The sequence below is a fragment of the Actinokineospora guangxiensis genome (assembly GCF_042657845.1).
Taxonomy (GTDB): Bacteria; Actinomycetota; Actinomycetes; order Mycobacteriales; family Pseudonocardiaceae; genus Actinokineospora; species Actinokineospora guangxiensis.
The window spans coordinates 356,625-369,838 of sequence record NZ_JBHSKF010000003.1; the positions used below are offsets into that span (position 1 = coordinate 356,625).

Consider the following 13,214-nt stretch of genomic DNA (forward strand, 5'->3'; position numbering starts at 1 on the left):
GCTCGACCCAGTCAGGCCTCAACAAGGTCGAAGCGGCGAAAGCCCTCGGTGTCACGGGACCGATGGTCACCCACTTCGAGAGCGGGCGGTACTTCCCTTCTCCGGAGCAGGTGGCGATTCTCCTGCGGCTCTACGGCGCACCCCCGCACGACATCGATCGTCTGGCGTGCTTGGCGGGCCGAGCCGACCGGCGAAGCTGGCTCGCCCGATGGAGCGATGTCATCCCCGACTGGTTCCGCACCTACGCCGGGCTGGAAGGGCTCGCCTCGCATGTCGTCACCTACAAGCCCCAGCTTCTGCACGCCCTCGTGCAGACCCGCGAGTACTCAGCCGGCGTCACCGCGCCGAGTGCCCGGGTCCGCCCGGACCAGTTGGAGCGGCTGGTCGGGCTGCGCATGGAGCGGCAGAAGCGAGTACTCGCCGACGACAAGCCCCTTCAGCTCACCGCCATGTTCGAGGAGTCCGTCCTCGACCGGCCGATCGGCGGGAACCGGACCGTCGAGGTGATGCGCGCCCAGCTCCGCTACCTCCTCGAACTCGGCAAGCGCGACAACGTGGAGATCCTGGTCGTGCCCACCTCCGCAGGCAGGCACGACGGCCTCGAAGGTCAGTTCACGCTCCTGCATTTCCGCAACGACGACGGCAGCAAGCAGGCCCAGACGATCGCATTCGTCGAGATTCCCGACGACGCGGTCTATGTGCAAGATCAGCGCCAGGTGGATACTTACCTGCGCAGTGCCGAGCAGGTCCGAGCCGCGGCGCTGTCCCACGCGCAGTCGGCGCGGCTGATCAAGCAGCGGTTGGCGGCGCTTGACTGAAAGAGGTCTCACATGTGGCGCAAGTCCAGCTTCAGCAGCAACGGGGGCGACTGCGTCGAGGTCCGTGCCGACTTGTCCGCCCTGCGTGACTCCAAGAACCCGGCCGCCCCCACCCTCCCCGCCGACGTGCGCCGCCTCATCGACCACCTCAAGCAGGCATAACCTCTCTCAGGCGCGTCTCAGCAGCAGGGTGAAGACTGACCCGCATGCGCATTCTCGTGGTCGATGACGATCGGGCCGTGCGCGACTCGTTGCGTCGGTCGCTGCAGTTCAACGGCTACCAGGTGGACCTCGCCGGAGACGGCCAGGCCGCCCTGGAGCTGGTCTTCGACGCGGGCAGCCGTCCCGACGCCATGGTGCTCGACGTGATGATGCCCCGCCTCGACGGCCTGGAGGTCTGCCGCCGCCTGCGCGGCGTCGGCGACGACCTGCCGATTCTCGTCCTCACCGCCCGTGACCTGGTCTCCGACCGCGTCGCCGGGCTCGACGCCGGGGCCGACGACTACCTCCCCAAGCCCTTCGCCCTGGAGGAGCTGCTGGCCCGCCTGCGTGCCCTGCTGCGCCGCGCCCAGCCCGAGACCGGCCAGCCCGCCGACGCCGGCCTGTCCTTCGCCGACCTGCGCATGGACCCCGGCACCCGCGACGTCGTGCGCGGCGAGCGGGCCATCAGCCTCACCCGCACCGAGTTCGCCCTGCTCGAACTGCTGCTCAGCCACCCCAAGCAGGTGCTGACCCGCAGCCGCATCCTCGAAGAGGTCTGGGGCTACGACTTCCCCACCTCCGGCAACGCGCTGGAGGTCTACATCGGCTACCTGCGCCGCAAGACCGAGGCCGAGGGCGAGCCCCGCCTCATCCACACCGTGCGCGGCGTCGGCTACGTCCTGCGGGAGACCCCGCCCTGATGATCGCTCCGACCGGCACCCGCCAGCGCGTCACCATCCGGTCCCGGATCAGCCTGCTGGCGGCGCTGTGCGTGGGCGGCGCGGTCGCGCTGGTCTCGCTCGGCGCCTACATCACCGTCTACCGCGGCCTGCACGACCAGGTGGACGAGAACCTCGCCGACCGCGCCAACGCCCTCGTCGTCAACACCCGGCTGATCACCGAGGGCCGCGCCGAGATCCCCGTCTTCTTCCTCGAACTGGCCGACATCAAGTTCGACGTCATCAGCCCGACGGGCTCCTCGGCCATCGACCGGCCCCTGACCAGGCCCGCGATCAGCGAGACCGAGCTGAGCGTCGCCCAGGGGACCATCGACTCCTCGGTGCGCACCGACACCCGCACCGACAGCCGCGTCTACGCCGTGCGCTACCCGCCGCTGCCCAACACCGCCCTCGTCCTGTCCCAGTCGCTGGAGGGCACCAAGAACACCCTGGCCAAGCTGTCGGTGGTGCTGATCGTCATCGGCGGGTCCGGGATCATCGTGGCAGCCCTGGCCGGGCTCGCCGTCGCGCGCGGCAGTCTGCGCCCGGTGCAGCGGCTCACCGCGGCCACCGAACACGTCACCTATACGGGTGATCTTCGGCCGATCCCCGTCGCGGGCGACGACGAACTGGCCCGGCTCACCCACAGCTTCAACACCATGCTGGGCGCGGTCGCCGAGGCCCAGGAGCGCCAGCGCCGCCTGGTCGCCGACGCCGGCCACGAGCTGCGCACCCCGCTGACCTCGCTGCGCACCAACCTCGAACTCCTCCTGGCCTCCGAGCGCCCCGGCGCGCCCACCCTCTCCGACCAGGACAAAGAGGAGATCCAGGCCGATCTGCGCGGCCAGCTGGACGAGCTGACCCAGCTCATCGGCGACCTGGTCGAGCTGGCCCGCGCCGACGCCGCGATCGACGTCCACGAGCACGTCGAGCTGACCGACGTCGTGGAGCAAGCGCTTGACCGGGCGCGCAGGCGGGCCGGTGACGTGCGGTTCGAGGTCAACCTGCGGCCCTGGCACCTCATCGGCCATGCGGCCACGCTGGAGCGCGCGGTGCTGAACCTGCTCGACAACGCCGTCAAGTTCAGCCCGCCCGGCGGCACGGTCCGCGTGACCCTGGACGACGCGGGCACCGGCTACGCATTCCTGCAGGTAGGGGACCAGGGGTCGGGTATCAGCGACGCCGACCTCCCACTCGTCTTCGACCGCTTCTACCGCTCCGAGGAGGCCCGCACGCTGCCCGGCTCCGGGCTCGGCCTGGCGATCGTCAAGCAGGCGGCCGAGCGGCACGGCGGCAGCGTGTACGCGGGGCGCTCGGTCGACGGCGGCGCGCTGATGGCGATGCGACTGCCTGGTCACCCCGGGTGACAACAACAAAATCAACCGTTTGAGTGTGTACGATTGTGTTGTGCTCGCCCGACAGCGCCAGGAGGTGATCCTGGACGAGATCCGCCGCAGCGGAGCCGTCCAGGTCAACGCCCTTGTCGGCCGTTTGGGCGTCTCGGACATGACCATCCGCCGCGACCTCGACGTGCTCGCCAAACGCGGCCTGGTCGAGAAGGTCTACGGCGGCGCCACCGCCGTGGTCGGCCGCAGCACCGACGAACCCGGCTTCGAGGCCAAGTCCGTCCGCGCGCAGGCCGAGAAGGAGGCCATCTGCGCGCTGGCCGCCTCCCTCGTGCGCCCCGGCACCGCGATCGGCCTGTCCGCGGGCACCACCACCTGGACCTTCGCCCGGTACCTGCACGACGTGCCCGACCTGACCGTCGTCACCAACTCCATCCGCGTCGCCGACGAGCTGCGCCGCCTCGACCGCCCAGACAGGACAGTCGTGCTGACCGGCGGCGTCCGCACGCCGTCTGACGCCCTGGTCGGCCCGGTCGCCGTGCAGTCGCTGCGGTCGCTGCACCTGGACGTGGTCTTCCTCGGCGTGCACGGGATGGCCGACGGCCCCGGCTTCACCACCCCGAACCTCAACGAGTGCGAGACCAACCGCGCCCTGGTGGACGCGGGCGGCAGGCTGGTCGTGCTCGCCGACTGCACCAAGTGGGGCACCGTCGGCATCTCCACCATCGCCGCCCTGGACGAAGCCGACGTCGTCGTCACCGACGACGGCATCGCCCGCGACGCCGCCGAAGTCCTGACCGAGCGCGTCGGCGAGCTGATGGTCGCCGACGTCGGAGAGAACGCGCGGGTAGCCGAGTGAGGCACGCCGTCAGACACCTGGCCGACGGCCGGGAGATCCACTACTACGACGAGCGCGACACCCACCGCGACGCCGTCGACACCCGCGACCTCCCGCCGCGGGACCCGGCCTCGGAGATCCGCCGCGACCCGCTGACCGGGGAGTGGGTCGCCCTCGCCGCCCACCGCCAGACCCGCACGTACAAGCCGCCCGCCGACCTCTGTCCATTGTGTCCTTCCGTGCCGGGCAGGCCGACCGAGGTCCCGGAGTCGGCCTACGACGTGGTGGTCTTCGAGAACCGCTTCCCGTCGTTCTCCGGCGGCCGGGGCCGCTGTGAGGTGATGTGCTTCACCTCTGACCACCAGACGTCCTTCGGCGAGCTGAGCCCCGAGCGCGTCCGCCTGATCGTCGACGTGTGGGCCGATCGCACCGAAGCCCTCAGCGCGCTGCCGGGCGTGGCCCAGGTCTACCCCTTCGAGAACCGCGGCGACGAGATCGGCGTCACACTCGGCCACCCGCACGGTCAGATCTACGCCTACCCGTTCATCACCCCCCGCACGGAGAAGATGCTCGCCGTGGCCGCCGCCGCGGGCGGTCCGGTCATGGGCGAGGTGCTGGCGGCCGAACGCACCTCGGGCAAACGCGTCATCGCCGAGTCCGCGCACTGGACGGCCTTCGTCCCCGAGGCCGCCCGCTGGCCGGTCGAGGTCCATCTGGTCCCGCACCGCCGCGTGCCCGACCTGCCCGCGCTGACGCCTGAAGAGCGCGCGGACTTCTCCCGCCTGTACCTGAAGGTCCTGGGCAGGCTGGACGGACTCCACGACCGCGAGCTGCCCTATATCGCCGCCTGGCACCAGGCGCCGGTGTCCGAAGGCCGGGACCTCGCGTGGCTGCACCTGCAGGTCTTCTCCATACTTCGGAGCGCCGACAAACTGAAGTACCTGGCCGGGTCCGAATCCGGCATGGCCGTCTGGATCAACGACGTCACCCCCGAGAGCCTGGCCGACCGCCTCCGTGCGGCCCCGGCCCGCTACGGCTTCGAGGAACCTGCCGGATAACGGTACGGCTTCTAGGCGGGTGCACAGGCCTTACTCAGGTGCTTCTCAGTGATGGAGCGCAAGGTGGAGGCATGACGGACAACAAGCCCGACGAGACACCGGGTTTTGCCCGCCAGACTCCGGGGAACTCCCCGGACATGAGCTTCGGTTCGTCTGGGGAGCAGGGCCCCGGACAGCCGACATCCGGCGACCGGGTGGTCGGGGAGCAGGGCCCCGACCACCCGGACGCCGAGAACGCGGCGAGTGCGGCGGCGTCCTCTGGGGAGCAGGGCCCCGAGGACCCGCCCACCCCCGCCCACGGAATTCCCACCCAGCCCGCCGCCGGGGAGGCTGCTCAGCAGCCCCCCGCGGTGGCGCACCCCTCCGGCCACGGCGCAGACCCCCGACCCGCAGACCCCCAGCTCGCGGGTCAGGAGTCCGCGGGCCAGCGGTCAGCGGACCAGCCGTCCGCCGCCGGGGACACCGACCCGCCTACCCCCGCCCAGGGCTTCTCACAGCCCTCGATAGGGGAGGCCCTCCAGCCCGCCGACGGGGTGGCCACCGAGCCCCCCGCGGCGGCGCGACCCGCCGCACCGCCCGAGCGCGTCGACTGGTCAGCGGCCGAGGTGGCCACTCCCGGCGCGTCCGCGGTCTCCGGACCCACCCACCCGGGCTCGTCCTGGTCGGAGTCCGACTCCCCCTCCACGTCATCCGCCGATTCCTCGGCCTCGCCCTTCTCCGATTCCTCGGCGACGGAGTCCGCGCAGCACCCGGGCGCGGCCCCCCACCACCAGTGGGCCCGCCCGAGCCACACCGACCGCACCCCGTCCGGCGCCCACCAGCAGGTCCTGTTCGGCAGCGCCGCTCCGCCCACGCAGTCGGGAGCGGCGAGCCACAGCCCCTACGCGGGGTACGCCACCGACCGGCACCAGGCCGCGTCCCCCACAGGCTCCTACTCCGGCTCGACAACCGGGCAGCACGCCCAGCCCGGGTCCGGCCAGTTCCCCTCGTTCGCCACCCACGTCCAGGCCCAGCCCCAGCGCGTCTCCGGCGAACCGAAGAAGCGCTCCGGCGCGCTGGTCGCCGGCGTGACGGTGCTGGCGCTGCTGGTCGGCGGTGGCGCGGGAGCCGTCGGTGGCTACCTCGTGGCCGACAACGCGGGCGGCGGCTCCTCCACCACCGCGCTCGACCAGCCCAAGCCCGCCCAGCAGGCCAACACCCCGGCGCCGCCCGGCTCCGTCGAGGCAGTGGCCGACAAGGTGCTCCCGTCGGTCGTGCAGCTGCAGGTCCGCGGCCGGTCGTCGGCCGGGGAGGGCTCCGGCTTCGTGATCAGCGCCGACGGACTGATCGTCACCAACAACCACGTCATCGAAGGCGCCGCCGACGGCGGTCAGATCACCGCCGTCTTCCAGGACGGCCGCACCGCCAAGGCCGCCATCGTCGGCCGCGACCCCACATCCGACGTGGCCGTGGTCCGCGCCGAGAACATCGGCGGCCTCGTCGTCGCCGAGCTGGGCCGTTCCGACGACCTGCGCGTCGGTCAGGCGGTCGTCGCCGTCGGGTCGCCGTTCGAGCTGGCGGGCACCGTGACCTCCGGCATCGTCAGCGCCCTGCAGCGCCCCACCCGGGCGGGCGGCGCCGACGGCAGCCAGGCCACCGTCCTCGACGCCGTCCAGACCGACGCCGCCATCAACCCCGGCAACTCCGGCGGACCGCTGGTCAACATGCAGGGGCAGGTCATCGGCATCAACTCCGCGATCTACAGCCCCGGCGCGGGCAGCGGCGACGCGGGCAGCGTCGGCATCGGCTTCGCCATCCCCATCGACCAGGCCCGCCGCACCGCCGACGAGATCGTCAAGACCGGCAAGGCCACCCAGACCATCCTCGGCGTGACAGTCCGCGACAACCCCCAGGGCATCGGCGCTCTCATCAACGAGGTCTCCGCGGGCGGCTCGGGCGAGAAGGCGGGCGTCAAGAAGGGCGACATCGTCACCCGCCTCAACGACCGCCGCATCGACGATGCCGACGCCTTGGTCGCCGCCGTGCGCTCCCACGCCCCCGGCACCAAGGTCACCCTCGTCATCGGCGACGGCGAGCGCACCATCGAAGCCACCCTCGGCGGCCAGCCCGTCGATCCCAACTAACCCCCCGTCCGGCTCGTCTGCCCCCGAGCCGGAACGCTCCTGGGACGGGAGCACCGGAGGCCGCGGCCCACCAGCCGCGGCCTCCGCCCGTCCCGGCCTCAGCCCGGCGGCGTGAAGCCGGAGAGCAGTCCGGCGAAGGACTGCTCGGACACGACCGGGATGCCGAAGGCCCGCGCCTTGGCCGCCTTGCCGGACATGGTGTCCGGGTCGGCGGCCACGACCACGCGGGTGCGGCGCTTCGAGACGCCGGGGACAACCACCAGACCGGCGGCGGTCGCCCGCGCTTCCAGCACGTCGCGCGGTTCCCGTGTCTGGCCGGTGAACACCACCCCATCGCCCGCCGCGAGCCGGACCCGCCCGCCCGGCTCCAGCAGCACGCCGACCTCGCCGCCGTCAACGCCCAGCAGGGAGGCGACCAGCCGCAGGTCAGCCGCCTCCGCGTCCGTGACGACGTGGTCCGCCCACGCCGCGTCGGCCAGGTCGGCGAGGTAGGCCCGGTGCAGCGCGAGCACCTCGGGCAGGCCGAGACCCAGGTCGCGCGCCGTCTCCAGCAGCTCGTCCTGCTCGGCCCGGGACACGTGCCGGTCCACCAGCGCCAGGTCCAGCACCGCCAGGTACTCGTCGGCCTTCGGCCGGGCCACCCGGGGCAGCAGGCCCACGAGCCTGGCCAGGAAGTGCTGCTCGGGCGGCGACGCCTGGCCCCGCGCGACCGTGCGCACGTCGACGCACGGCAGCTCCGGCCACGGCCACCCGGCCGCTTCCCGCACGACCTCGGCGGCCACGTCCGCCAAGTCCAGGTAGCGCGCCAGAAGCCCCGCCGTCGCCCGCGCGTCGTGCAGCGCCGAGTGCGCCGTGCCCGCCTCGATCCCGGCGGCCTCGCAGCACGCCGCCAAGGACCGGCCCGCGGTGGTGAGGAACGCCTCCGCCAGGCGCATCGTGCACAGGGCGGGCATCCGGGTCATCAGCAGCTCCACGTCGAGCCGGGCGAACTCGGCCTCCAGGAACCGCGCGTCGAACGAGACGTTGTGGCCGACCAGCACCCGCCCGGCCAGCAGTCGCACCACCTGGCCCGCGATGTCGGCGAATCGGGGCGCCGTGCGGGCTTCGGCCGCCGAGACCCCGTGGATGTGCTGGGGGCCGAGGTCCCGCTCGGGGTTCACCAGCGTGCACCACTCGTCGGTGACCCGCCCGCGCGCGTCGGTCAGGACCACGGCGACCTCGACGACGCGGTGGTGCCTGCCCGGCGAGAGCCCGGTCGTCTCGACATCGATCACGGCGTAGCCGGTGCCCATCCGCTCCTCCAGTCCACGTGATCATCCACTTGGGATGCGTATTCGCCCGTCCCGCCGCCGTGTGTCGGCGGCGCTGCGGAGATCACTCGGTTGGAGCAGCGGGGCCTCGCGCGAAAGGGCGGGGGGTGGTTCCCCCTCGGCCGCCCGGCGGGCGATGACCCGGCGGGCCGGGGCGCAGCAGGGTGGAGGGATGACCGACTTGCCGCCGTTGTCCGCCGGGGAGTCACTGCGCCCTGGCGATGCGAACGACCACGTGCTGGCGCTGCAGCAGCGCCTGACCGACCACGGATACCTCCACGACGCCCCTGACGGCGTCTACGGCGAGTCCACAGAGGCCGCCGTCCGCGAGTTCCAGCGCGAGCGCGGCCTCATCGAGGACGGCGTGGTGGGAGAGCGGACCTGGGAGGACGTGGGGACGCTCGGTGCCGGGGACGCCGCTCAGGCCGTCGACCAGGAAGCGGGCGGGCTCCACACCGGTGACCTGTCCGAGGACGGGCACTGGCGCTGGAGCGGGCAGGACTGGGTTCCCGCTCACCAGGCCGAGCCGGAGCAGGACCACACCGCGAGCGAGGACCACCGGTCCGCCGCTGAGCCGGGTCTGGTGTCCGAGGACGGGCAGTGGGTGTGGGACGGCGAGCAGTGGCGGGCGAACCCGCCGCAGGAGCTGACCCCGGAGCTGTTCCAGGAGGTCATCGCGCAGTCGATCCAGGTCACCCCGTCGGGCACGGTTTAGGAGGAACGCAATGGCTGAGGGAGTCCTGGGCACCGCGGGCGCCGCGCTCGACGTCATCAACAAGGGGGTCGAGACGATCCGGCTGGTCCTGCGCCCGCGCGCCGAGCTGACCGTCGTGGAGGGCGGCTTCGCCAAGTGCCTGCCCGACGGCGTCTCCGACAGCGACCTCGACGCGGGCGAGGACGCCGCGATCGTCGCCGTCACCTCCCAGTACGCGGGGGAGACGCAGAAGGCCTACCTGGGGGACACGCTCGGCGGCTTCCTCGGGGCGGCCTGGCAGTGGGAGTTGGTCTTCAGCTGGAAGTACAACGTCCGCGACAACGGCACCAGCGCCTACATCCTCGACGCCTCAGCCGACGTGCGCAGCCCGCTGGCCTCCGACCAGATCGCCTGGGAGTGGAAGATCACCTTCCCGGGCAAGGGCCGCTGGCACGACCGCGACGAGCGGGTCGTGGAGCTGCCCTTCAAGGTCAACGTCAAGTGCACGCACTCGCTCATCTACGACAAGCTCTGGTTCCAGTCGGTCTACCGGGGCTGGATGCGCGGCAACGGCGAGTTCCTCTGCCAGGGCCACTGATCGGTCACCGGCAGGCCGTCGATCCGCCGTCGGCCGGCCGTCAGTCGGCCGCCCGGGAAGACACGGATCACCAACCGCAGCCGAGGCCGCCCGATCCGACTACGGTTGGCGGCATGGAACGCAGCGCGCAGCTGGGCAGAGCACTCATCGTCATCGTGGACGACCGGTTGGCGCACGGGGAGCAGGGCGACCCCGTGGGCCCGCTGGTCACCGAGCTGCTGGAGGAAGCAGGTTTCATCGTCGACGGTGTCGTCCTCGTGGAGGGCGAGACCGTGGCCATCCGCAACGCCCTCAACACCGCCGTCATCGGCGGGGCCGACCTGGTGATCACCGTCGGCGGCACCGGCGTCTCCCCGCGCGACGTCACCCCGGACGCCACCCAGGGAGTTCTCGACCGTCCCATCCCGGGCATCGCCGAGGCGCTGCGCTCCTCCGGCCTCGCCGCGGGCGCGGTCGACGCGGGCATCTCCCGCGGCCTCGTCGGCATCTCCGGCAGCACCCTGGTCGTCAACCTGGCGGGCTCGCGCAGCGCCGTCCGCGACGGCATGGCGACCCTGTCCACCCTCGTGCCGTACGTGATCGGCGAACTCTCCGACCTCTACGCCACCTGACCCTCCCGCGCCCGAACCGAGCCGCGGGGGCGGCCGGCCGGGCCGAGGCGTCCGAGGACGCCGGAGGAATCCGTCCTGATCGGACGGCGCTGGGGATGGCCGGGGCTCTACCGCCGCGCGGAGTCCGAGCAGGCCGGTCGGCAACCGGGTGACTTCTCAGCCGCCGTGGTGCGGGGGACGGTTGCGGGTGTACCAGTCGTCCCCGTCCGGCTCCTTCTCCGTCCGCTCGTCCCGCGTGGTGTCCGGCAGCACGTCGCCGAAGATGCGGTCCAGGGCGGCCCGGCGCCGGGCCTCGGCCTCGGGTGTCGCGGCTCGGGGCTGGTCCGGGGTGTCGGCGGCCTCGTCGGGGTGGGGCATGCCCACCATCGTGGCAGGGGATCGGGCTAGCGGTCGTACGGGCGCTGCTGCGGGTTCTGCGGCGGCTGCTGCTGGGGGTACTGCTGCTGCGGGCGCTGCTGCTGGGGGTGGGGCTGCTGCTGGTAAGCCTGCTGCGGGTGGGCCTGCTGGGAGTGGGCCTGCTGGGAGTGGGACTGGTGCTGGAGCTGCTGGGAGCGCAGCAGGTCGCGGATCTCGATGAGCAGCTCGACGTCGGTCGGCTCGGCCGGGCCCGCCTCCTCGCCGCGCTTGCGGCGATCCTGGATGGTCTTCACCGGCAGGACGATCACGAAGTAGATCACCGCGGCGACGATCACGAAGTTGATCATCGCGTTGATGACCGACCCGAAGTCCATGAAGGTCGCCGGGTTCGCCGACAGGATGCGGAAGCCCAGGCCCTGCGCGGCGTCGCTGCCGCCGACCGTGCTGATCAGCGGCTTGATCAGACCGTTGGTGAAGGCGGTGACGATGGTGGTGAACGCGGCGCCGATGATGACGGCGACCGCGAGGTCCACGACGTTGCCGCGCATCAGGAAGTCTTTGAAGCCCTTCAGCATGACCTGCTCCGTTTCAGGCGGTGGACGGCGGCGTCCACGGGTCGGGGGTGGCCGTGGTGCGCCGTCGGCCGCCGGAACGCGGCCCTGACCAGCGGAATCGCGACACTGCGTCGATCACCACCAGCGCAGGGTAACGCCCCCGGCCCGATCCCCCGCGACCGACGCGATCCACACCCGCGAATCCCCCCGCCGGGCGATACCAGGGTCACCCACCCGGACCCTCGGCCGGTGGTTTACGTATGCCCGGACCGCCTTCGAGGATTTTCTACGTAGGGGTCTACTTATCGTTGTCCGGATTGTATTGGTATCCGGTTCGTCCGATCGTGTCCGCAGTGGCTGTCAGTGACCCCCCTGCCCGACAGCCACCGCCAGGGGTTCACCCACCTGGTGGAGTGGAACGGAGAAACTCGGAATGCGTAACCAACGCACGTCCCGCCGCGTGGTGGTGGCGACTGCCGTGGCAGGCGCCTGCGCCCTCGCCGCCGCCGTCGGCACCGCGACCGCGGGCGCCCAGGAAGCCACCGGGAGCATCCTCGCCGCGGACGCCCCGGTCGCGGGTAGCTACATCGTCGTGTTCAAGGACGCCCAGGCCACCGCCTCCGCCGTGAACAGCAGGGCGGCGGACCTGACCAAGCGCTACGGCGGCAAGGTCAAGCACACCTACTCCGCGACCATCCGCGGCTTCTCCATCAGCGTCGGCGAGAGTGCTGCCAAGCGCCTGGCCGCCGACCCGGCCGTCGCCTACGTCCAGCAGGACGGGATCGCCACCATCCAGGAGACCCAGCAGAACCCGACCTGGGGCCTGGACCGCGTTGACCAGCGCACCCTGCCGCTGAGCCGCTCCTACACCTACGCCAACGACGGCTCCGCGGTCACCGCGTACATCCTGGACACCGGCATCAACATGCGGCACGCGGACTTCGAGGGCCGGGCCACCAGCGGCCGGGACTTCATCGACAACGACGCCGACGCCTCGGACTGCCAGGGCCACGGCACCCACGTCGCGGGCACGGTCGGCTCCAAGACCTGGGGCGTGGCGAAGAAGGTCAAGCTGGTCTCCGTCCGGGTGCTCAACTGCCAGGGCTCCGGGCAGTACTCCCAGATCATCTCCGGCATCGACTGGGTCGCCCAGAACGCCCGCAAGCCCGCCGTGGCGAACCTGAGCCTGGGCGGCGGCGCGGACACCTCGGTGGACAACGCGATCAAGCGCCTCGTCGCCTCCGGCGTCACCGCCGCCGTCGCCGCGGGCAACGACAACCGCGACGCGTGCAACACCTCCCCGGCGCGCGTCCCCGAGGCGATCACGGTGAACTCGACCGACAGCTCGGACAACCGGTCGAGCTTCTCCAACTACGGCCGCTGCACCGACATCTTCGCCCCCGGCACCAGCATCACCTCCACCACGCAGAACGGCGGCTCCGGCTCCATGTCGGGCACGTCGATGGCCACCCCGCACGTCGCCGGCGCCGTGGCGCTCTACCTGCACGCCAACCCGTCGGCCTCGCCGTCGGCGGTCGTGAACGCGCTGGTCGGCAACGCCACCTCCAACGCCGTGCGCAACCCCGGCACCGGCTCGCCGAACAAGCTGCTCTACACCGGATTCATCGGCGGCGGCGACCCCGGACCCGGCCCGGACCCCGACCCGGAGCCCGAGCCCAGCGCCTGCTCGGAGGCCACGTACAACGGCTCGCTCAACCGCGGCGCCACGGCCGTGCAGCCCAACGGCAGCTACTACGCCTCGAACACCTCCGGCGTCCACCGCGGCTGCCTGACCGGCCCCGCGGGCTCCGACTTCGACCTGTACCTGCAGAAGTGGAACGGCGCGGGCTGGGTCAACGTCCGCGCGGGTGAGACCCCGGCCGCGAGCGAGAAGGTCGAGTACAGCGGCACCTCCGGCTACTACCGCTGGCTCGTCTACGCCTACGGCGGCTCCGGCGCGTACACCCTGAAGATCGACAACCCCTGA

At 71.9% G+C, this 13,214-nt stretch carries 13 protein-coding genes and 2 pseudogenes; 12 read left to right on the forward strand and 3 right to left on the reverse strand.

Translation table 11 applies throughout. The features are described 5' to 3' along the window. Positions 1-20: 20 nt before the first annotated feature. The 8 genes and pseudogenes from ACFPM7_RS08475 to ACFPM7_RS08510 all read left to right on the forward strand — a co-directional run. A pseudogene (locus ACFPM7_RS08475) lies at positions 21-152 on the forward strand (helix-turn-helix domain-containing protein); the annotation flags it as partial. An 18-nt stretch (positions 153-170) separates the two neighbouring features. Next, on the forward strand, positions 171-818 hold the full coding sequence (locus ACFPM7_RS08480; protein ID WP_378246323.1) for a DUF5753 domain-containing protein: 648 nt from the start codon (positions 171-173) through the stop codon (positions 816-818). Between the two features lie 12 nt (positions 819-830). Further along, on the forward strand, positions 831-980 hold the full coding sequence (locus ACFPM7_RS08485) for a DUF397 domain-containing protein (protein WP_378245669.1): 150 nt from the start codon (positions 831-833) through the stop codon (positions 978-980). Positions 981-1,024: 44 nt separating this feature from the next. Beyond that, positions 1,025-1,720 carry a response regulator transcription factor gene (locus tag ACFPM7_RS08490; protein ID WP_378245671.1) on the forward strand — a complete coding sequence of 232 codons (696 nt, stop codon included), beginning with the start codon at positions 1,025-1,027 and terminating at the stop codon, positions 1,718-1,720. After that, positions 1,720-3,105, forward strand: coding sequence for a sensor histidine kinase (locus tag ACFPM7_RS08495; protein WP_378245673.1), 1,386 nt, complete (start codon positions 1,720-1,722; stop codon positions 3,103-3,105). The genes ACFPM7_RS08490 and ACFPM7_RS08495 overlap by 1 nt, the downstream gene beginning before the upstream one ends. 40 nt (positions 3,106-3,145) lie before the next feature. Then, positions 3,146-3,943, forward strand: a complete 798-nt coding sequence (locus ACFPM7_RS08500; RefSeq protein ID WP_378245675.1) for a DeoR/GlpR family DNA-binding transcription regulator — start codon at positions 3,146-3,148, stop codon at positions 3,941-3,943. After that, positions 3,940-4,980 carry a galactose-1-phosphate uridylyltransferase gene (gene galT, locus ACFPM7_RS08505; RefSeq protein ID WP_378245677.1) on the forward strand — a complete coding sequence of 347 codons (1,041 nt, stop codon included), beginning with the start codon at positions 3,940-3,942 and terminating at the stop codon, positions 4,978-4,980. Before ACFPM7_RS08500 ends, galT begins: the two co-directional genes overlap by 4 nt. Before the next feature lie 827 nt (positions 4,981-5,807). Beyond that, positions 5,808-7,103, forward strand: a complete 1,296-nt coding sequence (locus ACFPM7_RS08510) for a S1C family serine protease (protein ID WP_465251837.1) — start codon at positions 5,808-5,810, stop codon at positions 7,101-7,103. 98 nt (positions 7,104-7,201) lie between these two features. Here ACFPM7_RS08510 and ACFPM7_RS08515 read toward each other — a convergent pair whose 3' ends face one another. Then, positions 7,202-8,395: an exonuclease domain-containing protein gene (locus ACFPM7_RS08515; protein WP_378245681.1), complete on the reverse strand. Its 1,194-nt coding sequence runs from the start codon at positions 8,393-8,395 to the stop codon at positions 7,202-7,204. A gap of 190 nt (positions 8,396-8,585) precedes the next feature. On the opposite strand from ACFPM7_RS08515, the gene ACFPM7_RS08520 reads away from it, so the two are divergent. The 3 genes from ACFPM7_RS08520 to ACFPM7_RS08530 all read left to right on the forward strand — a co-directional run bounded on the left by ACFPM7_RS08520 (position 8,586) and on the right by ACFPM7_RS08530 (position 10,316). Continuing rightward, positions 8,586-9,128, forward strand: a complete 543-nt coding sequence (locus ACFPM7_RS08520) for a peptidoglycan-binding domain-containing protein (RefSeq protein WP_378245683.1) — start codon at positions 8,586-8,588, stop codon at positions 9,126-9,128. 10 nt (positions 9,129-9,138) lie between these two features. Beyond that, positions 9,139-9,705 carry a hypothetical protein gene (locus ACFPM7_RS08525; RefSeq protein WP_378245685.1) on the forward strand — a complete coding sequence of 189 codons (567 nt, stop codon included), beginning with the start codon at positions 9,139-9,141 and terminating at the stop codon, positions 9,703-9,705. 113 nt (positions 9,706-9,818) lie between these two features. Next, positions 9,819-10,316, forward strand: coding sequence for a MogA/MoaB family molybdenum cofactor biosynthesis protein (locus ACFPM7_RS08530; protein WP_378245687.1), 498 nt, complete (start codon positions 9,819-9,821; stop codon positions 10,314-10,316). Positions 10,317-10,472: 156 nt separating this feature from the next. On the opposite strand, the gene ACFPM7_RS08535 is transcribed toward ACFPM7_RS08530, so the two are convergent. Then, positions 10,473-10,673 carry a hypothetical protein gene (locus ACFPM7_RS08535; protein ID WP_378245689.1) on the reverse strand — a complete coding sequence of 67 codons (201 nt, stop codon included), beginning with the start codon at positions 10,671-10,673 and terminating at the stop codon, positions 10,473-10,475. A 146-nt stretch (positions 10,674-10,819) separates the two neighbouring features. After that, a pseudogene (gene mscL / locus ACFPM7_RS08540) lies at positions 10,820-11,248 on the reverse strand (large-conductance mechanosensitive channel protein MscL); the annotation flags it as partial. A gap of 412 nt (positions 11,249-11,660) precedes the next feature. Between mscL and ACFPM7_RS08545 the strand changes: the two are divergent. Next, complete coding sequence (locus tag ACFPM7_RS08545) at positions 11,661-13,214, forward strand: S8 family peptidase (RefSeq protein WP_378245691.1); 1,554 nt, start codon at positions 11,661-11,663, stop codon at positions 13,212-13,214.

Coding starts and splice junctions, on each gene's coding strand:
- ACFPM7_RS08535 (WP_378245689.1), bottom strand. CDS start 10,673: ATGCCCCACCCCGACGAGGCCGCCGACACCCCGGACCAGCCCCGAGCC.
- ACFPM7_RS08490 (WP_378245671.1), top strand. CDS start 1,025: ATGCGCATTCTCGTGGTCGATGACGATCGGGCCGTGCGCGACTCGTTG.
- ACFPM7_RS08495 (WP_378245673.1), top strand. CDS start 1,720: ATGATCGCTCCGACCGGCACCCGCCAGCGCGTCACCATCCGGTCCCGG.
- ACFPM7_RS08545 (WP_378245691.1), top strand. CDS start 11,661: ATGCGTAACCAACGCACGTCCCGCCGCGTGGTGGTGGCGACTGCCGTG.
- ACFPM7_RS08525 (WP_378245685.1), top strand. CDS start 9,139: ATGGCTGAGGGAGTCCTGGGCACCGCGGGCGCCGCGCTCGACGTCATC.
- ACFPM7_RS08515 (WP_378245681.1), bottom strand. CDS start 8,395: ATGGGCACCGGCTACGCCGTGATCGATGTCGAGACGACCGGGCTCTCG.
- ACFPM7_RS08520 (WP_378245683.1), top strand. CDS start 8,586: ATGACCGACTTGCCGCCGTTGTCCGCCGGGGAGTCACTGCGCCCTGGC.
- ACFPM7_RS08485 (WP_378245669.1), top strand. CDS start 831: ATGTGGCGCAAGTCCAGCTTCAGCAGCAACGGGGGCGACTGCGTCGAG.
- ACFPM7_RS08530 (WP_378245687.1), top strand. CDS start 9,819: ATGGAACGCAGCGCGCAGCTGGGCAGAGCACTCATCGTCATCGTGGAC.